This window comes from Nocardioides sp., from assembly GCF_035547795.1.
Lineage (GTDB): Bacteria > Actinomycetota > Actinomycetes > Propionibacteriales > Nocardioidaceae > Nocardioides.
The window spans coordinates 1-21459 of the sequence record NZ_DASZUF010000050.1 but is presented as its reverse complement, the minus strand read 5'-3'; the positions used below and the strand labels follow the sequence as shown (position 1 = coordinate 21459).

17 protein-coding genes are annotated in these 21459 nt (G+C 71.7%); 12 read left to right on the top strand and 5 right to left on the bottom strand.

Going from position 1 to position 21459, the window contains the following annotated elements:
• Positions 1 to 47: 47 nt before the first annotated feature.
• Positions 48 to 1286 (bottom strand): IS256 family transposase, encoded by a 1239-nt coding sequence (locus VHA72_RS04005; RefSeq protein WP_325573153.1) that lies wholly within the window; start codon positions 1284 to 1286, stop codon positions 48 to 50.
• A gap of 180 nt (positions 1287 to 1466) precedes the next feature.
• Here VHA72_RS04005 and leuS point away from each other — a divergent pair, with 180 nt between their 5' ends.
• The 4 genes from leuS to VHA72_RS03985 all read left to right on the top strand — a co-directional run bounded on the left by leuS (position 1467) and on the right by VHA72_RS03985 (position 8265).
• On the top strand, positions 1467 to 3863 hold the full coding sequence (gene leuS, locus VHA72_RS04000) for a leucine--tRNA ligase (protein WP_325573152.1): 2397 nt from the start codon (positions 1467 to 1469) through the stop codon (positions 3861 to 3863).
• A gap of 206 nt (positions 3864 to 4069) precedes the next feature.
• Positions 4070 to 4924: a DegV family protein gene (locus tag VHA72_RS03995; RefSeq protein WP_325573151.1), complete on the top strand. Its 855-nt coding sequence runs from the start codon at positions 4070 to 4072 to the stop codon at positions 4922 to 4924.
• A gap of 101 nt (positions 4925 to 5025) precedes the next feature.
• Positions 5026 to 5961: a ComEA family DNA-binding protein gene (locus VHA72_RS03990; protein WP_325573150.1), complete on the top strand. Its 936-nt coding sequence runs from the start codon at positions 5026 to 5028 to the stop codon at positions 5959 to 5961.
• A gap of 3 nt (positions 5962 to 5964) precedes the next feature.
• Positions 5965 to 8265: a ComEC/Rec2 family competence protein gene (locus VHA72_RS03985; protein ID WP_325573149.1), complete on the top strand. Its 2301-nt coding sequence runs from the start codon at positions 5965 to 5967 to the stop codon at positions 8263 to 8265.
• A gap of 26 nt (positions 8266 to 8291) precedes the next feature.
• On the opposite strand, the gene VHA72_RS03980 is transcribed toward VHA72_RS03985, so the two are convergent.
• A complete protein-coding gene (locus tag VHA72_RS03980) occupies positions 8292 to 9584 on the bottom strand; it encodes an exonuclease/endonuclease/phosphatase family protein (RefSeq protein ID WP_325573148.1) in 1293 nt (430 codons plus the stop codon).
• Between the two features lie 137 nt (positions 9585 to 9721).
• On the opposite strand from VHA72_RS03980, the gene holA reads away from it, so the two are divergent.
• Complete coding sequence (holA, locus tag VHA72_RS03975) at positions 9722 to 10675, top strand: DNA polymerase III subunit delta (protein ID WP_325573147.1); 954 nt, start codon at positions 9722 to 9724, stop codon at positions 10673 to 10675.
• A 127-nt stretch (positions 10676 to 10802) separates the two neighbouring features.
• Here holA and rpsT read toward each other — a convergent pair whose 3' ends face one another.
• The 3 genes from rpsT to VHA72_RS03960 all read right to left on the bottom strand — a co-directional run bounded on the left by rpsT (position 10803) and on the right by VHA72_RS03960 (position 13757).
• On the bottom strand, positions 10803 to 11063 hold the full coding sequence (gene rpsT, locus VHA72_RS03970) for a 30S ribosomal protein S20 (RefSeq protein ID WP_325573146.1): 261 nt from the start codon (positions 11061 to 11063) through the stop codon (positions 10803 to 10805).
• A gap of 129 nt (positions 11064 to 11192) precedes the next feature.
• A complete protein-coding gene (locus VHA72_RS03965; protein ID WP_325573154.1) occupies positions 11193 to 12134 on the bottom strand; it encodes a protein kinase family protein in 942 nt (313 codons plus the stop codon).
• A gap of 39 nt (positions 12135 to 12173) precedes the next feature.
• Complete coding sequence (locus VHA72_RS03960; protein ID WP_325573145.1) at positions 12174 to 13757, bottom strand: alkaline phosphatase D family protein; 1584 nt, start codon at positions 13755 to 13757, stop codon at positions 12174 to 12176.
• 82 nt (positions 13758 to 13839) lie between these two features.
• On the opposite strand from VHA72_RS03960, the gene VHA72_RS03955 reads away from it, so the two are divergent.
• The 7 genes from VHA72_RS03955 to VHA72_RS03925 form a co-directional block, all read left to right on the top strand.
• Complete coding sequence (locus tag VHA72_RS03955; RefSeq protein WP_325573144.1) at positions 13840 to 14769, top strand: hypothetical protein; 930 nt, start codon at positions 13840 to 13842, stop codon at positions 14767 to 14769.
• A 20-nt stretch (positions 14770 to 14789) separates the two neighbouring features.
• A complete protein-coding gene (gene lepA, locus VHA72_RS03950; RefSeq protein ID WP_325573143.1) occupies positions 14790 to 16646 on the top strand; it encodes a translation elongation factor 4 in 1857 nt (618 codons plus the stop codon).
• Positions 16647 to 16665: 19 nt separating this feature from the next.
• The gene (locus VHA72_RS03945; protein ID WP_325573142.1) at positions 16666 to 17553 is read left to right on the top strand and encodes an aminoglycoside phosphotransferase family protein; all 888 of its coding nucleotides are present in this window, start codon (positions 16666 to 16668) and stop codon (positions 17551 to 17553) included.
• A 40-nt stretch (positions 17554 to 17593) separates the two neighbouring features.
• Positions 17594 to 18241, top strand: a complete 648-nt coding sequence (locus VHA72_RS03940; protein WP_325573141.1) for an MOSC domain-containing protein — start codon at positions 17594 to 17596, stop codon at positions 18239 to 18241.
• A gap of 30 nt (positions 18242 to 18271) precedes the next feature.
• Positions 18272 to 18928, top strand: coding sequence for a DnaE2-dependent mutagenesis accessory factor ImuA' (gene imuA', locus VHA72_RS03935; protein WP_325573140.1), 657 nt, complete (start codon positions 18272 to 18274; stop codon positions 18926 to 18928).
• On the top strand, positions 18928 to 20454 hold the full coding sequence (locus tag VHA72_RS03930; protein WP_325573139.1) for a DNA polymerase Y family protein: 1527 nt from the start codon (positions 18928 to 18930) through the stop codon (positions 20452 to 20454). The genes imuA' and VHA72_RS03930 overlap by 1 nt, the downstream gene beginning before the upstream one ends.
• 108 nt (positions 20455 to 20562) lie before the next feature.
• Positions 20563 to 21459, top strand: an 897-nt coding sequence (locus tag VHA72_RS03925; RefSeq protein WP_325573138.1) for a PHP domain-containing protein, incomplete at its 3' end; no start/stop codon positions are given.

Sequence of the window (21459 nt, the reverse complement as noted above, 5' to 3'; positions counted from 1 at the left end):
GGGACAGAGCCCCGCGGGGTGGTGGGCTTTGAGGTGATCCTCGGTGCCTACGCGTCGCTGCTCTCGATGGCGGCGACCGGGTCAGTATCGCTGGTCTCGTAGAGCTTGGCCATCGACCCCTCGGACAGGTAGCGGCGGTCGCCGGCGATCCACTCGTCGTGCATGTCGATGAGCACCGCGCCAACGAGCCTGATCACGGCGGCGGCGTTGGGAAAGATCCCGACCACGCGGGCGCGGCGCTTGATCTCCTTGTTGACCCGCTCGAGCGGGTTGGTCGACCAGGTCTTGCGCCAGTGCTCGCGCGGGAACGCCGTGAACGCCAGGACCTCGGCCTTCGCCTCGTCCATCAACGGCCCGAGCTTGGGGAACCGGGCGGCGAGCTCGTCACGGGTCTTGTCCCACGCCGCGTGGACATCGGTGGCGGTGGGTTGGGCGAAGATCATCCGGAACGCCGCAGCCACGTAGTCGGCCTGCCCCTTGGGAACGTGCGCGAGCAGGTTGCGGGCGAAGTGGACCCGGCACCGCTGGTGCGCGGTCCCCTGGAACGCCCGCTTCAACGCTTTCACCAGGCCGGAGTGCTGGTCGCTGATCACCAGCTTCACGCCCGCCAGGCCGCGCTGCTTCAGCGACAGCAGGAAGCTGCGCCAGAAGACCTCGTCCTCGCTGTCGCCGACGTCCAGGCCGAGGATCTCCCGCTCACCGGTCGCGGTGACGCCGGTGGCGACGACCACGGCCATCGACACGACCTGTCCGCCCTTGCCGGGGGCGTTGCGGACGTGGAGGTAGGTCGCGTCCAGGTAGACGTAGGGGAACTCGACGTGGTCCAGGGTCCGGGTGCGGAACGCACCGACGGTCTCGTCGAGGTTGGCGCAGATCCGGGAGACCTCGGACTTGGAGACGCCCGTGCCGCCCATCGCCTCCACCAAGTCGTCGACGCTGCGCGTGGAGATGCCGTGGACGTAGGCCTCCATCACCACCGCGTAGAGCGCTTGGTCGATGCGGCGGCGGGGCTCGAGGATGATCGGGAAGAACGACCCCTTGCGCAGCTTGGGGATCCGCAACTCGACGTCGCCGGCGGTGGTGGTCAGCATCCGCGGCCGATGGCCGTTGCGCTCGGCGACGCGGTCCTCGGTGCGCTCATAGGGCGCAGCACCGATCCGTTCGGTTGCTTCGAGCTCGATCAGCTCCTGCAACGCGACCCGGACCGACTCACGGATCAGATCGACGCCATCGCCGGTGCGGAACGCCTCGAGCAACTCGGACAGGGCAGACTGGGGCAAGGCCATCGGTGGATCTCCTTCAGTGTGTCTCTTGGTCGTTTCACACCGAAGATCCCGCCGATGGCCGCCTACGTCTTCACGCCGCGCCGCCAGCCCTCAAACCCCACCACTCCCGGGGACTCTTACTGCGGGCGCGTGGAGTAATCTGACGCGTTCGATCCGATCGGTGAAGGAACGGAACCAAGGATGACGCAGGAGCAGCAGGAGAGCGTGTACGACGCCGCGGCGCTGCAGGAGAAGTGGCGGCCCGTCTGGGAGCGGCTCGAGCCGTTCAAGGCGGGGCTTCGCGAGGGCGCCGAGAAGCGCTATGCGCTCACCATGTTCCCCTACCCCTCCGGTGACCTGCACATGGGCCACGCCGAGGTCTTCGCCCTGCACGACGTGGTGGCGCGGCACTGGTGGCAGCAGGGGTACGACGTCCTCAACCCGATCGGCTGGGACTCCTTCGGGCTGCCCGCCGAGAACGCCGCGATCAAGCGAGACCAGCACCCGGCCGAGTTCACCTACGCCAACATCGAGACCCAGGCGGAGTCGATGCGCCGCTACGGCGTCTCCTTCGACTGGTCGCGCCGGCTGCACACCTCGGACCCGGAGTACTACCGCTGGACCCAGTGGCTGTTCCTGAAGTTCTACGAGCGCGGCCTGGCCTACCGGAAGAACAGCCCGGTCAACTGGTGCCCGAACGACCAGACCGTGCTCGCCAACGAGCAGGTGCTGGCCGACGGCACCTGCGAGCGCTGCGGCGCCGAGGTCACCAAGAAGGAGCTGACGCAGTGGTATTTCAAGACCACTGCCTACGCCCAGGAGCTCTACGACTGCCTCGAGGAGCTGTCCAAGACCTGGATCGGCAAGGTGGTCAACGCCCAGCGCAACTGGATCGGTCGCTCCGAGGGCGCCCACGTCGACTTCGACATCGCCCTGGCCGATGGCACGACGAGGACGGTCACCGTCTTCACCACCCGGCCCGACACGCTGCGTGGCGCCACGTTCATGGTGGTGGCCGCCGACGCCGAGCTGGCCAAGGAGATCGTTGCTCCGGATCAGGCGCAGGCGCTGGAGGACTACCTCGTCGAGGTGCGCAAGGCCTCCGACATCGATCGGCTCGCCACCGACCGCGCGAAGACCGGCGTACCCCTGGGCGTGAGCGCGACCAACCCGCTCACCGGCGACCAGATCCCGGTCTGGGCCGCCGACTACGTGCTGGCCGACTACGGCACCGGCGCCATCATGGCGGTGCCGGCGCACGACGAGCGCGACCGGGAGTTCGCCGAGGTCTTCGGCCTGCCGATCGTGCCGGTGTATGACGCCGACCAGTCCTACGACAAGGACGCCGAGGTCGCCAAGGCGATCGCGGCGCTGGAGGCGTCGGGCCACGGCCAGGGCACGGTCAACTTCCGGCTGCGTGACTGGCTGCTGTCGCGGCAGCGGTTCTGGGGCGCCCCGATCCCGATCGTGCACTGCGGCGAGTGCGGCGAGGTGCCGGTGCCCGAGGCCGAGCTGCCGGTGCGGCTGCCCGACGACGTGAAGGGCGCCGACCTCAAGCCGAAGGGGGTCTCGCCGCTGGCCGCGCTGGCCGACTGGGTCGACGTGCCGTGCCCGCGCTGCGGCAGGCCCGCCAAGCGAGACTCCGACACGATGGACACCTTCGTGGACTCGTCGTGGTACTTCTTCCGCTACCTCTCGCCGGGTGACGACACCGAGGCGTTCTCCAGCCGGCTGGCCGCGGAGTGGGGCCCGGTCGACTTCTACCTGGGTGGCGACGAGCACGCGGTGCTGCACCTGCTCTACGCGCGGTTCTTCACCAAGGTGCTGCGCGACATGGGCCTGATCGACTGGGACGAGCCGTTCTCGGCGTACCTCTCCCAGGGCAAGGTCATCAACGGCGGCCGCAAGATGAGCAAGTCGCTGGGCAACGGCGTCAACCTCTCGGAGATGATCGACGAGTACGGCGTGGACGCGGTCCGGCTGACCCTGGTCTTCGCCAGCCCGCCGGAGGACAACATCGACTGGGCCGACGTGTCGCCCGCGGGGTCGGCGCGCTTCCTGCAGCGTGCCTGGCGGCTGGCCGGCGACGTGACCTCGGCGCCCGGCGTACCCGCCGCGGACGGGGACGTGGCACTGCGCCGGGTCACCCACAAGACGCTGGCCGAGTGCGATCACCTGATCGAGTCCTATCGCTTCAACGTGGTCGTGGCCCGCACCATGGAGCTGGTCAACGCCACCCGCAAGGCGATCGACTCCGGCTGCGGTCCGGCCGACCCGGCCGTGCGGGAGGCGGCCGAGGCGGTGGCGATCCTGCTCTCGCTGGTCGCGCCCTATACGGCCGAGGAGATGTGGGAGCGGCTCGGCCACGAGGCGACCGTGGCGCGGGTGCCCTGGCCGACGGTCGATCCCGAGCTGCTCGTCGACGAGACCGTCACCGCGGTGGTGCAGGTCCGCGGCAAGGTCCGCGCCCGGCTCGAGGTGTCGCCCTCGATCTCCGAGGCCGACCTGGAGGCGGCCGCGCTCGCCGCAGTGGAGCTCGACGGACCGGTGAAGAAGGTCATCGTGCGCGCGCCCAAGCTGGTCAACATCGTGCTCTGACGTCGAGAGGTCACTTTCGGCCCGTCGAGAGGTCACTTTCGGCGGGCCGCGTGGTCACAGGCTGAGCCAGCACACCACCGTCAGCATCGCGATCAGGCCGATGAGCAGGACGAGGCCGAACAGTTCCGGCGGGTCGTCGGCGTCCTCGCGTTCGCGGAAGTCGATCGTCATGGTCCGGCACCTGTACCCCCGGTAGGGTCTGTGCCATGCCTCGCGTCGCGGTCGTCACGGACTCCACCGCGATGGTCCCCGACGACCTGGTCGCCGAGCACGGGATCGTGGTGGTCCCGCTCCAGGTGATCATCGGCGAGGAGTGCTACGAGGAGGGCCTGCCCGAGTCGTCGCCCGCCGCGGTGGTCGCCGCGCTCGCGGACAAGACGCCGGTGTCGACCTCCCGGCCCGCCCCGGAGAAGCTGCGTGAGGTCTATGCGCGACTGGCCGAGCAGGGGTACGACGAGGTCGTGTCCGTGCACGTCTCGGGCGAGATGAGCGGCACGGTCGAGTCGGCGCGGATGGCCGCCCGCGACGCCCCCATCCCGGTGGTGGCGCTCGACACGAGGGCGGTGGGTCCGTGCGTGGGCTTCGCCGTACTCGCAGCGGTGCAGGCGGTCGCCGACGGTGCCTCGGCGAAGGACGCGGCCGCGGCGGCGTTGGCGCGCTCCTCCGCGACTCGGTCGCTGTTCTACGTCGACACGCTGGAGTACCTACGGCGTGGCGGCCGGATCGGGGCGGCCACGGCGCTGCTCGGTTCGGCGCTCGCGGTCAAGCCGCTGCTGACCATCGGCGAGGGCCGCGTCGTACCGCACGAGCGGGTGCGGACGGCTGCGCGGGCGCTGTCGCGGCTCGAGGAGTTGGCGGTCGAGGCGGCGCAGGAGCGGCGGGTCGAGGTGGCCGTCGCACACATGTCCGCACTGGAGCGCGCGCAGACCCTGGTCGACTCGCTCACCGAGCGGCTCGCCGAGCAACTGGCCGCGCCGGTGCGCTGTGGTGAGATCGGCGCCGCGCTCACCGCCCACGTCGGGCCGGGCGTGCTGGCCGTGGTGGTCGCTCCGGCGCTCTGACAGGCCAGGTTCCGTCCACAGCCCACCCCTCCGACCGGCTTCTCCACAGGGGCTGTCGACATCGGTGGGTCCTGTCTGCGCGGCTTCCTAGCGTCGTCGTCATGCGAACCCGAGCCAGCACCGCCCACCAGGAAGCCGTCACCCGCCGGTTGGAGCTGTTGCGCGCCGGCCCCGATCCAGGGGAGTACGACGAGCCCGATCCGGACTGGTGGTCGGGGCACACGCTGGTGCCCGACCTCGATCCAGGACCGCCTCCAGACCCCGCCGTCTCGGCCCTGCCGGTGCCAGGGCGGCACGCGGCTCGGCGGGGCACCCCGATCGAGGCATGGGTCCCCGAGCCGCTGCGCGGCCGGATCGGCCTGGGCCCGTGGCATCTGGTCGTGATCGCGGTGCTGGTCTCCGGCGCGCTGGCGCTGACCTGCGCTCTGCTGGTGTCCCGGCGCTCGTCCGCGGTGGCGGCGAGCCCCACGTCGGCGGCCCGCTCCGCCTCACCGCTGGTGACGCTGCCCGCGACGCCGGCAGAAGCCACAGGGGCGGCGACAGGGGTAGCAACCGGCCTGAGCGTCGCGGCGTCGCCGGCCGCCTCGGGCGGAGCCGTGCCGGCCATGGTGACCGTCGACGTGGAGGGGAAGGTTCGGCGGCCCGGCATCGTGATCGTGCCGGCCGGTTCTCGAGTGACCGACGCGCTCGAGGCGGCCGGCGGCGTACCGCACCGGAAGGCACTGCGTGGCATCAACCTGGCCGCCGTCCTGACCGACGGCCAGCAGATCGTGGTCGGCTCGGGCGCCCCACAGGCCGCCGCGGTCGGCGCTGCGTCCACCACCGGTGCCAGCCCGGCCGGCGACGCGCCGGTCAACCTCAATACCGCGACCGCCGAGCAGTTGGACACGCTGCCAGGCGTCGGCCCGGTCACCGCCCAGTCGATCATCGAGTGGCGCGAGGAGAACGGCGGCTTCACCTCGGTCCAAGAGCTCCTCGAGGTCGACGGGATCGGTCCGGTGACGCTGCAGAAGCTCGCCCCGCACGTGACGGTGTGACCGATGCGCGACCTCCGGCTGCCGCTGCTCGGTGTGGCCGCCTGGGTCGGTGGCCTGGTCGCGGTGCCACTGGTCGCCCGACCGCTGCCGGGGCTGCTCGGCCTGGTGGCCGGTCTGGTCACGCTCGCGATCATCACAGTGCTGGTGGGGCGGCGGCGTCCGGAGGTCCGGCTCACGGCCCTGGCCGCGGGCCTGGTGCTGCTGGCGGTGGTCGCCGCGGCGGGCTTCCGGGCGGCACAGGTCCGGCACAACCCGGTCGTGGACCTGGCCGGCCGCGGTGCCGAGGTGGACGTGGTCTTGACGATCACCTCCGACCCGCGCGCCGTCGTCGAGGCGCACGCCACGCAACAGCTGCTGCGCGGCCAGGTCCGGCGCGTCACCGGTCGCGGCGTCACCTACACGCTGCGCACGCCGGTCGTCCTGCTCGGCGACGCCCCCTGGGCCCGGGTGCCGCTCGGAGCGACCGTCGTCACCTCCGGGCGGCTGGTCCCGGCCGACGACGCCGACGCGTCGGCGCTGCTGCTGGCACGCGACGCCCCGCGGGCGGTGCGCGCCCCGAGCGCCTGGTGGCGCGCCTCCGGGCGGGTGCGGGCATCGCTGCGACAGTCGGTCGCAAGCAGGCCGGCCGCCGAGCGGGCCATCGTCCCGGCGCTGGTCGACGGTGACGAGAGCGGGCTGGACGACGCCCTCGCCGACGACTTCCGCACCACCGGGCTGACCCACCTGCTGGCGGTCTCGGGCACCAACCTGACCCTGGTGGTGGGGTTCCTGCTGCTGGTCGCACGCGGCGTGGGCGTCCGGGGTCGCTGGCTCCATCTGGTCGCGGTGCTCGGCATCGCCGGGTTCGTGCTGCTCGCCCGCACCGAGCCCAGCGTGCTGAGAGCCGCGGCGATGGGTGGCGTCGGCCTGCTCGCCATGGGCCACAACGGTCGCGGTCGTGCCCTGCGCGGGCTGGGGGCGGCGGTGGTCGTGCTGATGCTGGTCGATCCGTCCCTGGCCACGTCGGTCGGGTTCGCCCTCTCGGTGCTGGCCACCGCCGGCATCCTGCTGCTCGGCCCGCCGTGGCGCGATGCGCTCGGCCGGTGGCTGCCGCGCTGGCTCGCGGAGGCGATCGCGGTGCCGGCGGCCGCGCAGCTGGCCTGCACGCCGCTGATCGCGGTGATCTCCGGCCAGGTCAGCCTGGTCGCCGTCGGCGCCAACCTGCTGGCCGAGCCGGCCGTGGGGCCTGCCACGGTGCTCGGCCTCCTCGGCGGCCTGACCGGGCTCGGCTGGTCGTGGCTGGGCCGGTGCTGTGGACTGCTGGCCTCGTGGTGCGTCGGCTGGATCGTCCTGGTCGCCCGGCATGGTGCGGCGCTGCCGACGGCCGCGGTCGACTGGGGGAGCGGACCGCTGGCCGTCGCGGCCCTCGTCGTCCTCACCGTCGCCCTGGGGCTGTGGCTGCCGCGGCTGCTGCGCCGACGCGGGCTCGGTATCGCCTGCTGCATGGCGCTGGTCGTCGTGGTGCTCACCCGGCTGCCGGCCCCGGGCTGGCCGCCGAGCGGCTGGGCCTATGTGGTGTGCGACGTGGGCCAGGGGGACGGCACCGTGCTCTCCACCGGTCCACATCGGGCGATCGTGATCGACGCCGGCCCCGACCCGCGGCCGATGGACGAGTGCCTCGACCGGCTGGGCGTGCGCGAGGTTCAGCTGTTCGTGCTCACCCACTTCCACGCCGACCATGTCGACGGTGTCGACGCCGTCGTGGACGGTCGGCGGGTCGACGCGATCTGGACGACCAGGCTGCAGGATCCACCCGAGGGCGTGGCGCGGCTGCAACAGGCCGCTCGCCGAGCGCGGGTGGTGCCGGTTCCGGCGCCGTACGGCGCGAGCGTGAGCATCGGCGAGGTGACCCTCCAGGTGCTGTGGCCGCTGCCGGACTCTCCGACGATGGGTCCCGGCGACGGCTCGACCGCCAACGGTGCCAGCGTGGTGCTGCTGGCCCAGACCCCCGGCCTGCGGCTGCTGCTGACCGGTGACGTCGAGCCCGACGGTCAGGAGGCGATCGCCCGAGCGCTGCCCGGCCTGCAGGTCGACGTGCTCAAGATCCCACACCACGGCAGTCGCTACCAGGACGAGGACTGGCTGCTCTCACTGCACCCGAAGGTCGCGATCGCGTCTGTGGGTGCCCACAACGACTACGGCCATCCGGCCGCATCGACGCTCGACCCCCTCGCCGAGGCCGGGGTGCGGGTGTTGCGGACCGACCGCGACGGGTCGGTCGCCGTCGTACCGTCCGCCGATGGGCCGCGGGTGGTGACGCATTGAGACGAGACCACCCGCGGCCGCGAGTGTCAGCCCAGCGGCAGCTCGGCCACCTGCATGAAGTGGTCCGAGGCGGCCTGGTCCGCGCTGGTGTAGGCGAGGTTGCGGTACCAGAACGAGCCCTGCGGGCCGTTGAACGTGAGGATCACGTCGCGGCGGAAGGGGCCGGTGGACACCGGGAAGTGGAAGTCGTTCGTGGTCGGGTACGCCTGCCCGGAGATGTTCCTGGTCGCGAACGCGTCGTAGAAACCCGCACTGATGAACGCCCGGTGCACAAGCCCCTTCGGCTTGCTGTAGATCGTGGAGTTGCTGTCACCGGCCACGATGACCTCATGGCCGCCGTCCGAGCTGGCGAGCGCCCGGGCGAGCTGGATCACGTCCGAGGCCTCCTTCGCCCTGCTCTTCTCGTCGGCGGCGCTGTTGCCGCTGTCGAGGTGGATCGACACGTCGAAGAAGCGCTTGTGGGTGGCCTTCTCCTCGAACTCGGCCCACTCCAACCACCGCGGCTGTCCCGAAAGCAGCTGCGCGCCCTGGTTGACGACGGTGTAGAGCGCCGGGTTATAGAGGATCCGGGCGCCCTGGATGCCGGTGATCGCGCCCCCTGCGGTCCGGTAGTAGTCGCCGTTGACGAGCTGGTAACCGGTGTCGGCCGCGATGTCGTGCATCTGGTAGAGGTCGTTCCCGTGCTGGCCGCTGGCCTCCTGCAGGTTCACGATGCCGGCGCCACTGTTGCGGATCGTCGCGGCAACCCGAGGCCGCCGGTTGGCCCAGGAGAACGTGCCCGTGTCGAGGTCCGCGTCACGGACGTTGAAGGTGGCGATGTCCAGGCGATCATTGCCGGTAGGGACCGCGGTCACCGGCGCCTGGATCCAATGCACCGGGCTGCTGCCGCCCTTGAGGCCGTGCTTGCGCTTGGCGTAGACCTTCACGAACGTGTAGTCGCCGGAGGCGGGCGTGACGCCGGGCGCCCGCTTGACCACGACCGACCGCTTCTTGCCCTTCACGTGATAGACGTGCCGGTCGGTGTTGAGCTTGCGCGAGGTGGAAGTGACGATCTTCCAGGGCTTGAAGTTCTTCCTCGGCCCCTTGCCCTTCCAGTGCACCTTGATCCGCCCGTCCGCGGTGTTGGTCAGCTTCACCTTGAGCGGGCCCTTGCCGTTGATGTTCTTGGGGTCGTCGCCCAGCAGGCTGCGCGCCGCCACCGGCGCCGCATGCCGCGTGCCGGCCTGGGCCACATGGGCGTCGGCCGCCGTGATGCCGAGAACGGGGACGGTGAGCGCGATCGCCGCGCCCAGCGCGACGGTGCGGATCGGAACAGACATCAGCACTCCGGATGCTTCGGGGGTGGGGGAGGCGGCCCGCCCTGGGCGCGCCGCCAACAGTCGACCTTAGCGAGTCGGATCCAGCCACGGGCCCGAACGCCGAACCTGACGGAGCGCTGTGGCAGGCTGACGGCATCATGACCAGCACACCTCGACCCGCCGACGTCCTGGCTCGCGTCACGCTGGTGACGGGCAAGGAGGAGTTCCTCAGCGAGCGCACGGTCCGGGCCGTCCGCGCCGCGGTGCGGGAGCACGATCCGGAGGCCGAGTTCTCCGAGACCGTCGCCTCCGACCTGACCCTGGCGACGCTGGGGGAGCTGAGCGCGCCGAGCCTGTTCTCCAGCGTGCGCTGCGTGGTGGTCAGGTCGCTGGAGAACCTGCCCGAGGAGTCGGTCGCTGGCCTCCTCGAGTACGCCGCGGCCCCCGTGGAGGACGTCGCCCTCGTGCTCGTCCACGGCGGCGGCCCCCGAGGCAGCGGCACGCTGGCCAAGCTGCGCAAGCTGGCCGGGGTCACCGAGGTGAAGTCGGCGGAGATCAAGCCGTGGGACCTGCCCAAGTTCGTGGTCGGCGAGTGCCAGGCGCGTGGCGCCCGGATCGACAACGAGGCGGCGGCGGCCCTGGTGCAGGCTGTCGGGGAGAACCTGCGGATGCTCGCCTCCGCCGTCGAGCAGTTGGTCACCGACTTCCCGGGCGTGCGGCTGGGTGAGACCCAGGTGGCGCAGTACTTCGGCGGCCGTGCCGAGGTGAAGAACTTCGAGATCGCCGACGCGATGCTGGCCGGCCGACGGCTGCAGGCGATGGAGGGCGTGCGCTGGGCGATCGAGACCGGCGTCAGCCCGGTCTACCTGCTCAGCAGCGTGGCTGGGCAGCTGCGCACCCTGGCCAACTACGTCGGCGGCAACCGAGGCGGCATCAACCCGTTCCAGCTCAAGAAGCTGCCCGTGGTGGCCCGCGGCTGGAGCGACGCCTCACTGGCCGCCGCGATCCGCGCGGTGGCGCAGGCCGACGCCGACCTCAAGGGCGCCGCCAGCGACCCGGAGTACACCCTCGAGCGGCTGGTCCTGACCCTCGCCGGGCTGCGGGAGCGCTGAATCGGGGGTTCCGCACCCTCGAGTCGTGGGTTCTTCCCGAAAATGACTCATCGGCTGGCGTCTGACGACACCAGCCGATGGGCAAGATCCCCGACTCGAGGGTGCAAGACCCCCGATTCGCGGAGCCTCAGAGAGAGCTGGCCTTCTTGGAGACCGCCGACTTGCGGTTGGCGGCCTGGTTCTTGTGGATGACGCCCTTCGAGGCGGCCTTGTCCAGCAGGCGGTTGGCGACCTGGCCGAGCTTGACGGCGGTCTCCTTCTCGCCGGCCTCGGCGGCCTCGCGGAACTTGCGGATCGCGGTCTTGAGCTCGCTCTTGACCGCCTTGTTGCGCTCCTGAGCCTTCAGGTTCTGCTTGTTGCGCTTGATCTGCGACTTGATGTTCGCCATGTGCTTCGTGCTCTCCAGTCTTCGGGCGTGTGATGGTGCGGGCTCTCATCCGGCCTCTCGTGGGAGTGAGAGGGGAGAGGCCTACGCGAACACGCGACCACCAAGGCTAGCAGCGGCCCGCGAAGCGCCTCAAATCCGCCAGCCGCGCCGCCGCGCCAGCCACCGGTGGATCACGTCGCGCTGCCAGGCCGCCATGGTGCGCAGGTACGGCGAGTTGCTCACCCGCGGCAGATCCGCGGAGGCGGTGAAGTAGCCGAGCAGATGGGCGAGCACCACATCGATGTGGTCGGGTTCGACGTCGGCGAGCAGGGGGTGGGCGGCGATGTGTGCCTCCACGTCGAGCCCGTCGCCGCACGGTCCGATCAGCAGGATGAGCGAGTCGAGCCAGGCCGCGCCCCGGACCGGCCAGTTCCAGTCGCACAGCCACACCCGGCCGTCGGGCGCCAGGATGAGGTTGTCGTCGCGGACGTCACAGTGCACCAGCGTCTCGCCCGCACTCACCTCCGCGATCCTGCCCGCGAGCTCGCCGCACTCGGCCGCGTGGGGCAGGCCGCCGAGCCGGTCCCACAGTGATGCCCAGGAGCCGAGCTCCTCGGCGAAGGTGGTCACGCCGAGTCCGGGCGCCGGGGTGAGCTGCCCGGCCGCCGCGACCAGCATGTCCGAGCACGCCGTCAGGTCGGCGTCGCTCCACGGCCGCTCCGGGGCCCGACCCTCGACGTACTCCAGGCCGAGCACCACCCAGTCGTCGGCCTCGTGCACCCATCGCAGTCGCGGGGCGGGCGCCGACGGCGGCATGGTGCGCAGCTTGCGAGCCTCGACACGGTAGGCGTCGGCGGCGTACTTCTGCGCCTTCGTCGAGGCCGCCTTGAGGAAGTGGCGCGAGCCGTCCGCGCAGGTCACCACCGACGCCAGGCCGGGGGTGAAGCCGGCGTCGCAGGAGGTGGCGTCCACGACCCGCGAGCCCAGCCGCCTCTCCACGGCGGTGCGTACGGCGGGCGGCAGGTGCACCCAGCCGAGCCGCCGGGCGGTGCGGCCCACCGGGAAGTCGAGAGGGATCGCGCTCACCCGCATATCCTCGGCCATGCGGGCGAGCGCGATCAGCGGGGGGCCTCAGCGCGGAGCGGGATCCAGCGTCTGGCTGAACAGGGCCGCACCGTCCACGTCGCGCAGGGTCACGGTGAGCTGACGGGTGTGCGCGTCGATGTCGACCTGGCCGAAGAACTGCCAGCCTTCCAGCGGCGAGGCGCTCTGCCGCGCCGGCGTGTTCGCGTAGACCTGGCTGGGCCCGAACGTGCCGTCCAAGACGTTGGGCCCGAAGGCGCCGGCATTGAGCGGCCCGGAGACGAACTCCCAGAACGGATCGAAGTCCTGGTACGCCGCTCGCTCGGGGGAGTAGTGGTGGGCCGCGGTGTAGTGCACGTCGGCGGTGAGCCAGACGTGGTTGCGGATGCCCTCGCGCTTGAGCGCGGAGAGGATCGTGGCGATGTTGTGCTCGCGGCCCAGCGGCGCACCGTTGTCGCCGTTGGACGACGACTCCTGATTGGTGCCGTCCGGGACGACCAGGCCGATCGGGAGGTCGTTGGCGATCACCTTCCAGGTCGCCTTCGACCGCTTCAGCTCGCGCAGCAGCCAGCGGGTCTGGGTCTCGCCGAGCAGGCCGCCGTCGGGGACGGTCTCCAGGTCGGTGGTGTTCGGGTCCTTGTGGGTGCGCATGTCGAGGATGAACAGGTCGAGCAGCGGCCCGTGGTGGATCACCCGGTAGATCCGGCCCTCCTTGTCCGGCGAGATGGGCGCGACCGGGATGTACTCGTGGAAGGCGCGGTGGGAGTACGCCGCCAGCGTGTCCACCTTGGTCCCGGGTGCGAACCCGGGCCGGTCCTCGAGCACCTCCCCCGGATACCAGTTGTTGAGCACCTCGTGGTCGTCCCACTGGGTGACCTGTGCGGTCTCGGCCAGGAAGGCCCGGTAGTTGTCGGCCAGCATGTTGTACTTGAACTGCCCGCGGTACTGGTCGAGCGTCTGCGCGACCTGCTGCTTCTCCTCGGTGACGATGTTGCGCCAGATCTGGCCGTCGGGCAGCGTGACCGTCTCCTCCAGCGGGCCGTCGGCGTAACAGTTGTCGCCCGAGCACAGGAAGAAGTGCGCGCCGGCGCGGCGCATCGCGTCGACGATCCGATAGCCGCCGAGGTCCGGGTTCACGCCCCAGCCCTGCCCGGCGATGTCGCCCGACCAGATGAAGCGGATGTCCTCCCGCCCGGTCGCGCCCGAGCGGAACCGGCCGACCAGCGGCTCGCTGGTCAGCCCGTGGGCGTGCTGGTCGTGCGCGGTGATCCGGTAGAAGAGATCGGTCGACGTCGGCAGCCCGAAGACCCGGATCTGGCCGGTGAGGTCGGTGTCGGGGCCGACCACCGGGCCCATCACCCGGCGAGCGCGGCGGAAGGAGGGGTCCGGCGAGATCTCGGCGACCAGTCGGGCCGGGCGGTCGACGCGCGACCACAGCATCACCGAGTCGGCGATCGCGTCACCGGCCTGGACGCCATGGGTGAGGACCGGACGGCCGGACCGGACGAGGGCAGGCGCGCCGAGGCGGCGCGGCGTGGCGAGGGCGGGCTGGTCGAGCGCGGTCCCGAGAACGAGACCGGCTCCGAGCGCTGCGGTGCTGCCCAGCACCGCGCGGCGATTGAGAGCGGTCATGGCACGACCCTGTCGTGGCGGTGGCGCCACCGGGTGAGCACCAGGGGAACGTTGGGGGAACGTGCATGCGAGGATCGGGCGCGTGCGGATCCTCGCGGCGATGGTGCTCCTCCTCGGCCTCGCCGCCTGCGGTGGTACGGCGACCAGCGCCGACCCGGACCCGAGTCCGACACCGACCGCCCCGGCGCCCCCGGCGGGAGCGCCGCGCACGGCGCCCACCAGCCCCGGTGGCAGCCCGTCCACAGCCGCCTCGATCACCATCCCGCCGCTGCCGACCGCCTCCGCCCGCGGCGTCGTCGAGGGCGGTGACGCCAGTTGGCCGCAGTGCCCGGAGGGCCTGGGCATTCCGCAGAAGCGCACCGAGGGCAAGCCGATGCCGCTGCCCTCGGCACGGTTCGTGGTGCTCGGCCTGACCAACGGCCCCGGCTTCGTGGCCAACCCGTGCCTCGCCGACCAGGTCGCCTGGGTGAGGCGGCAGCACCTGCTGGCCGCGGCGTACTCGATCGTCAGCGCGCCCTACGGCGACCAGCTCGCCACCTTCGGGCCGAAGGGGCCCTTCGACAAGGGCACGTCGAGCGGGCGGTTGGCCAACGTCGGCTACCAGGAGGCGCTGTTCAACGTCGCCACCATGCGCGCGGCCGGGCTCCGCACGCCGATCGTGTGGCTCGACGTCGAGCCCGTGAAGGACTTCGACTGGGGCACCGACACCGCGGCGAACGCGGCGGTCGTCCGGGGTGCGGCCCGGGGCTACGCCGACAGTGGCTACGACGTCGGCGTCTACTCGATCGCCTCGCTGTGGCACCGGGTCGTGGGCGACCTCCGGCTGGGCCTGCCGGAGTGGCGGCCGGCCGGCAGCCGGGGCCGGGCCGAGGCGCTGCGCCGCTGCGATGGCGCCTGGATGTTCCAGGGTGGCGCGGCGGTCCTCGGGCAGTGGGTGGGAGGCGATCGGGACCGCGACGTGACCTGCCCGGGACAGTCGGCGTACCTCTCCCTTTGGTTCCATCAATACTGACAAGGGAGAATGGGCGGATCATGACCGCACCTGTGCCCGGATCCACCGATCCCGCGATCATCCGCAACTTCTGCATCATCGCGCACATCGACCACGGCAAGTCCACCCTGGCCGACCGCATGCTGCAGCTCACCGGCGTCGTCGACGAGCGCGCCGCCCGGGCGCAGTACCTCGACCGGATGGACATCGAGCGTGAGCGCGGCATCACCATCAAGTCGCAGGCCGTGCGGATGCCGTGGACGGTCACCGCGGGCGAGAACGCCGGCACGACGTACGTGCTCAACATGATCGACACGCCCGGTCACGTCGACTTCACCTACGAGGTCAGCAGGTCGCTGCAGGCGTGTGAGGCGGCGATCCTGCTCGTCGACGCCGCCCAGGGTATCGAGGCGCAGACGCTGGCCAACCTCTACCTGGCCATGGGCGCGGACCTGCACATCATCCCGGTGCTGAACAAGATCGACCTGCCCAGCGCCAACCCGGAGAAGTACGCCGCCGAGCTGGCCAACCTGGTCGGCTGCGAGCCCGAGGACGTGCTGCAGGTCAGCGCGAAGACCGGTCTGGGCGTCGAGGACCTGCTCAACCAGATCGTCGCCCAGACCCCGGCCCCGGTCGGCGATCCGGACGCGCCGGCGCGCGCGCTGATCTTCGACTCGGTCTACGACACCTACCGCGGCGTGGTCACCTATGTCCGGGTCTTCGACGGCAAGCTCACCCACCGCGACCGGATCAAGATGATGTCGACCGGCGCCACCCACGAGATGCTCGAGCTGGGCGTGATCAGCCCCGAGCCGGTCAAGGCCGGCGACCTCGGCGTGGGCGAGACCGGCTACCTCATCACCGGGGTGAAGGACGTGCGCCAGTCGCGCGTCGGCGACACGGTGACGTCGCAGCACAACGGCGCCACCGAAGCGCTGGGCGGCTACGAGCACCCCAACCCGATGGTGTTCGCCGGGCTCTACCCGATCGACGGCGACGACTACCCGACGCTGCGCGAGTCGCTGGAGAAGCTCCAGCTCAACGATGCCGCGCTGACCTTCGAGCCGGAGACCTCCGGCGCGCTCGGCTTCGGCTTCCGGTGCGGCTTCCTCGGCCTGCTGCACATGGAGATCACCCGAGACCGGCTGGAGCGGGAGTTCAACCTCGACCTGATCTCGACCGCCCCCAACGTCGTCTACCACGTCCGGATGGAGGACGGCTCCGAGGTCGAGGTGACCAACCCGTCGGAGTATCCCGAGGGCAAGATCGCCGAGGTTCGCGAGCCGGTGGTCAAGGCCACCATCCTGAGCCCGAGCGACTACATCGGCACGATCATGGAGCTGTGCCAGAACAAGCGCGGCACGCTGCTCGGCATGGACTACCTGTCCGAGGACCGCGTCGAGATGCGCTACACGCTGCCGATGGGCGAGATCGCCTTCGACTTCTTCGACCAGCTCAAGAGCCGCACCAAGGGCTACGCAAGCCTCAACTACGAATTCTCCGGGGAGCAGGCCGCCGACCTGGTCAAGGTCGACATCCTGCTGCACGGCGACCCGGTCGACGCGTTCAGCGCGATCGTGCACCGCGACGCGGCGTACTCCTATGGCGTGATGCTGGCCGGCAAGCTCAAGGAGCTCATCCCCAGGCAGCAGTTCGAGGTGCCCATCCAGGCCGCCATCGGCGCCCGGGTGATCGCCCGCGAGACCATCCGCGCGATGCGCAAGGACGTCCTGGCCAAGTGCTACGGCGGTGACATCACGCGCAAGCGCAAGCTGCTGGAGAAGCAGAAGGAGGGCAAGAAGCGGATGAAGATGGTCGGCCGGGTCGAGGTGCCCCAGGAGGCCTTCATCGCCGCGCTGTCCACCACCCAGCCCTCGGGGGACAAGAGCAAGAAGTGATCGATCCCACCCGCCGGCGATGACCCTGATCCCGCCGACCCTGCAGGCATACGCCGACCGCGGGCCGGGCTGGGCCTCCTGGGTCGGCCGTCTCCCGCGGCTGGTCCGGGAGCTGCTGGCGGAGTGGTCGCTGGCGCCGGACGGCGCGCCGGCTCACGGGAACACCGCGCTGGTGCTGCCGGTGCGCACCGACGCCGGGCGCCCCGCCGTACTGAAGATCGGGTGGCCGCACTGGGAGGCCGAGTACGAGGCGCTCGCGCTGCAGCACTGGCACGGCCACGGCGCGGTCCAGCTGCTGCGCGCCGACCCGCACCGGTGGGCGCTGCTGCTGGAGCGACTGCACCGCGAGGATCTCGGCGAGCTGTGGGACCTCCAGGCGTGTGAGGTCGTGGCCGGGCTCTACCGGCGGCTGCACGTGCCGGCGCCACCGCAGTTGCGGCGGCTCTCGGCGCAGTGCGCCCGGTGGGCGGAGGAGCTCGGCGAGGCCGAGCTGCCGGTGCCGCGACGGATGGTCGAGCAGGCGCGTTCGCTGGCCCGCGACCTGGCCGGCGACGAGGCGACCGACGGCGTGCTGGTCCACACCGACCTGCACTTCCACAACGTCCTGGCCGGCGACCGCGAGGAGTGGCTGGCGATCGACCCCAAGCCGCTCTCCGGCGACCCGCACTACGAGCTCGCGCCGATGCTGTGGAACCGCTTCGACGAGTACGCCGGTCGGGTCCGTGCCGGCGTCCGGGACCGGTTCCTCTCGCTCGTGGACGCCGCGGGACTCGACGAGGACCGTGCCCGTGACTGGGTGATCGTGCGGATGCTGGTCACCATCAAGGGCGAACTGGAGGACAACGCCGTCCCCGACCGTGACCGGATCACCGCCATGCTGAGCATCGCCAAGGCCGTCCAGGGATAACGGCGAGACAGGGCGGCGGCCGCGATGCGAGGATGTCGCCATGCCGTGCGTCCGATCCGTCAATGTCGGCCGTCCGAAGGACGCTTCCTGGGCGGGACTGGGCTACACCTCGATGGACAAGCGGGCCGTCTCGGGGCCGGTGAAGGTGCACCGCAACGGGCTGGTCGGCGACGTCGTCTCCGACACCAAGTGGCACGGCGGCCCCGACCAGGCGGTCTATGTCTTCGCCCGCGAGGATCTCGACCTGTGGGCCGCGCGGCTGGGCGCGACCCTGCACGACGGCCAGTTCGCGGAGAACCTCACCACCGAGGGCATCGACGTGAACGAGTCGCTGGTCGGTGAGCGCTGGCGGATCGGGTCGGTGCTGCTGGAGATCTGCCACGTGCGCACCCCGTGCAACGACTTCAAGAACTGGATCGGCGTCCTCGGCCACGACAACGCCCGGTGGGTCAAGCGATTCACCGCCGAGGCGCGCCCCGGTCCCTATCTGCGGGTGCTGGAGGAGGGCGTGCTGCAGGCCGGCGACGAGATCGAGGTCGTGCACCGGCCCGACCACGGCGTCACCGTGACCACGCTGTTCAAGGCGCTCAACCTCGACCACTCGCTGCGTGCCACCCTGGTCGGGATCGAGGCGCTCGGTGCGGAGGCACGGGCAAAGATCGAGGAGTACGTCGCCACGCTCGCTTGATTTGTTCGAACAACTGTTCGAACATGGGGTGTGGCCACTGCACTCCTGACCCGGACCGCCGAGATCGACCGGCTGCGGGAGCGCATGCGCCGGCTCGAGGACGGTCAGGCGCGGCCGGAGCTGGCGGCGCTGCCGGGGCTGGCCCGGGCGGTCCGGCTGCGGGCCGGCGGGTCCTACGAGGTCGACGGCGCCTGCGTCGCCCTCGCGCTGTTGGCCGGTCCGTCACGGGCGGGGGCCTGGTGCGCGGTGGTCGGCATGCCGGACTTCGGCGTCGAGGCGGCCGCCGAGCTGGGCGTGGTGCTGGAGCGCACCATCCTGGTGCCCGAGCCGGGGGAGTCGTGGCTGGAGGCGACGGCGGCCCTGGTCGACGTCGCGGCCCTGGTGCTGGTCCGTCCGCCCGGCCGTGTGCCGGAGTCGACCGCGGGGCGGCTCGCCGCCCGGCTGCGCAAGCGTGGCGCGGCGCTGGTCTCGCTCGGCCCGTGGCCGCGCGCCGAGGCCTCGGTGCGGCTCGCCGAGCCGCGCTGGGAGGGCATCGGCCGTGGTGAGGGGCAGCTGCGGGCGCGCCGGCTGACGGTGGAGGTACGCCGCGGTGCCGCCCCGCCCCGGCGTACCGACCTGTGGCTGCCGTCCCCCGACAGCGATGTCGCCCCCGCGGGGCGCCCGGTGGCGGTCCGGGAGGTGGGCTGATGCGCACCCTCGTGGTCTGGTGCCCGGACTGGCCGGTGGTCGCGGCGCTGGCCGAGCGCGACCTGCCCGGTCACCTGCCGGCGGCGGTGTTCGCGGCCAATCTCGTGCAGGCGTGCAACGGCGCCGCCCGCGAGTTCGGGGTACGCCGCGGCATGCGCCGCCGGGACGCCCAGGCCCGCTGTGCCGAGCTGCTGGTGCTCGACCAGGTGCCCGAGCGAGAGGCACGGGCGTTCGAGCGGGTGCTCGCGGCGCTGGAGGAGCTGCGCCCCGGGGTGGCCCCGCTGCGGCCGGGGCTGGCCGCGCTGCGCTCGCCGGGCCGGTTCTACGGCGGCGAGCCCGAGGCCGGCGCGGTGATCGCCGAGTGCGTGGTCGGGCTGGGGATCCGCGACGTGCGGATCGGGGTCGCCGACGAGCTGTTCACCGCCGAGCAGGCGGCCCGGCTGGCGCCGCTGCAGGAGACCTGCGTCGTACCACCGGGAGAGTCGGGCATGTTCCTGCGCACCCTGCCGGTGGAGGTGCTCGACGAGGCCGACGGCAGCGGGACGGTCAGCCTGCTGCGCCGGCTCGGGCTGACCACGCTGGGTGACCTGGCGCAGCTGCCCACGGGTAGCGTCGGGGCCCGCTTCGGCAGCCGGGCCGCGTGGGTGCATCGGGTTCTCCACGGTGGTGGTGCCCGCCCGCTGAGCACCCGGACCCCGCCGCCGGAGCTGGTCGGCCAGGTCGACTTCGAGCCGCCCCTGGAGTCGGCCGAGGCGGTCTGCTTCTCAGCGCGGCGGACCGCCGAGCGGTTCGTGGCCGGGCTGGCCGAGCGGCAGCTGGTCTGCACCGAGCTGCTGGTCGGCGTCGAGGCCGACGGCGCGCTCGCCTCCGAGCGGCGCTGGTTGCACCCGCGCTGGTTCGCCGCCGCCGACGTGATCGACCGGCTGCACTGGCAGCTGGTCGGCTCGCTGCGGGTCGGCGACATCAGGGCCGCCGTCACCCGGGTGCGGTTCACGCCCGAGACGGTGGTGCCGGAGGCCGATCACGCCGACGGGCTGTGGGGCGGCACCGACGCCCGGGTGGAGCGTGGGATCGCCCGGGTGCAGGGGATGCTCGGTCACGAGGCGGTCGTTGCCCCGGTGCTCCAGGGCGGTCGCTCGCCGGCTGACCGGCAGGCGATGGTGCCGTGGGGCGAGCGGCCCGCCGGGCTGCGGCCGCGGGAGCTGCCCTGGCCCGGCTCCATCCCGCCGCCGGCACCCGCTCGGGTCTTCCCCGCGCCGTGGGCGGCCGGGGTGCTCGACGCCGCCGGGCGGCCTGTCGCCGTACTCGACCGTGGATCGATGACCGGCGAGCCGGCCCGCTTCCGGCCCGGCGCGGCCGAGGGCTGGCAGCCGGTCGCGGCCTGGGCCGGGCCCTGGCCGGTCGACGAGCGCTGGTGGGAGGGCGGCCGCCGGCTGGTCCGCTTCCAGATGGTCGGCGTCGACGGCCGCGCCTGGCTGGTCACCTTCGACGGGTCGGCCTGGGTCACCGAGGCGGCGTATGACTAGGCACGTTGGTTCATCGAGGTATGCGGGTCAACCGACGCTTCCCATGCGGAGTTCCACCCGGGAAGTGCGGATTCGGCTGCATACCTCGACGAACATGCAGGGATCCTGATGGGCTGGAACAACCCGCCGTTGCCGTGGAAGGAACTGGAGCGACGGCTCTCGGGCCGGCCGCCCGAGGACCCGTACGGCGATGCGCCGGTCTCGCGGCGCAAGCGTCGTGCCGAGCGGATCGAGGTCACCGCACCCGAGGGTCCGGTGACGCCGTACGCCGAGTTGCACTGTCACTCCAACTTCAGTTTCCTCGACGGTGCCAGCGGCCCCGATCTGCTCGTCGTCGAGGCGATCCGGCTGGGACTGCACGGGCTCGCCATCACCGACCACGACGGGTTCTACGGTGCGCCGCTGTTCGCCGAGACCGCCCAGGCCAGTGGCAGCCCTCTCAAGACCGTGTACGGCGCCGAGCTCTCCCTGGGGCTGACCGCCCCACAGCTCGGCGTGCCCGACCCCGAGGGCACCCATCTGCTGGTGCTGGCCCGCGGAGTCGAGGGCTATCACCGGCTCTCGGGGGCGATCACCGAGGCCCAGTTGCGCGGTGATGAGAAGGGCAAGCCGGTCTATGACCTCGACGAGCTCGCCGAACGTGCGGAGGGTCACTGGCTGGTCCTGACCGGCTGCCGGAAGGGCTTCCGCGGCCGCGACGCGGTCGAGACGCTGATGGCCAGGTTCGGGCGGCCCAACGTCGTGGTGGAGCTGAGCGACCATGGCCATCCCGGCGATCAGCGCGCCAACGACCTGCTCGCCGGGATCGCCGCCGATCTGCGCCTTCCCACGGTCGCCACCGGCAACGTCCACGCCGCCACGCCCTCGGCGGCCCGGCTGGCGAGCGCGATGGCGGCGATCCGCGCCCGGCGCAGCCTGGCGGAGATGGACGGCTGGCTGCCGGCATCTCCGGCGTACCTGCGCAGCGGGGAGGAGATGGCGCAGATCTTCCGCCGCTATCCCGGT

Bases quoted from the DNA above. Each gene is read 5' to 3' on its own strand.
- VHA72_RS04005 (WP_325573153.1), bottom strand. From the start codon at position 1,286: ATGGCCTTGCCCCAGTCTGCCCTGTCCGAGTTGCTCGAGGCGTTCCGC.
- leuS (WP_325573152.1), top strand. From the start codon at position 1,467: ATGACGCAGGAGCAGCAGGAGAGCGTGTACGACGCCGCGGCGCTGCAG.
- VHA72_RS03995 (WP_325573151.1), top strand. From the start codon at position 4,070: ATGCCTCGCGTCGCGGTCGTCACGGACTCCACCGCGATGGTCCCCGAC.
- VHA72_RS03990 (WP_325573150.1), top strand. From the start codon at position 5,026: ATGCGAACCCGAGCCAGCACCGCCCACCAGGAAGCCGTCACCCGCCGG.
- VHA72_RS03985 (WP_325573149.1), top strand. From the start codon at position 5,965: ATGCGCGACCTCCGGCTGCCGCTGCTCGGTGTGGCCGCCTGGGTCGGT.
- VHA72_RS03980 (WP_325573148.1), bottom strand. From the start codon at position 9,584: ATGTCTGTTCCGATCCGCACCGTCGCGCTGGGCGCGGCGATCGCGCTC.
- holA (WP_325573147.1), top strand. From the start codon at position 9,722: ATGACCAGCACACCTCGACCCGCCGACGTCCTGGCTCGCGTCACGCTG.
- rpsT (WP_325573146.1), bottom strand. From the start codon at position 11,063: ATGGCGAACATCAAGTCGCAGATCAAGCGCAACAAGCAGAACCTGAAG.
- VHA72_RS03965 (WP_325573154.1), bottom strand. From the start codon at position 12,134: ATGCGGGTGAGCGCGATCCCTCTCGACTTCCCGGTGGGCCGCACCGCC.
- VHA72_RS03960 (WP_325573145.1), bottom strand. From the start codon at position 13,757: ATGACCGCTCTCAATCGCCGCGCGGTGCTGGGCAGCACCGCAGCGCTC.
- lepA (WP_325573143.1), top strand. From the start codon at position 14,790: ATGACCGCACCTGTGCCCGGATCCACCGATCCCGCGATCATCCGCAAC.
- VHA72_RS03945 (WP_325573142.1), top strand. From the start codon at position 16,666: ATGACCCTGATCCCGCCGACCCTGCAGGCATACGCCGACCGCGGGCCG.
- VHA72_RS03940 (WP_325573141.1), top strand. From the start codon at position 17,594: ATGCCGTGCGTCCGATCCGTCAATGTCGGCCGTCCGAAGGACGCTTCC.
- VHA72_RS03930 (WP_325573139.1), top strand. From the start codon at position 18,928: ATGCGCACCCTCGTGGTCTGGTGCCCGGACTGGCCGGTGGTCGCGGCG.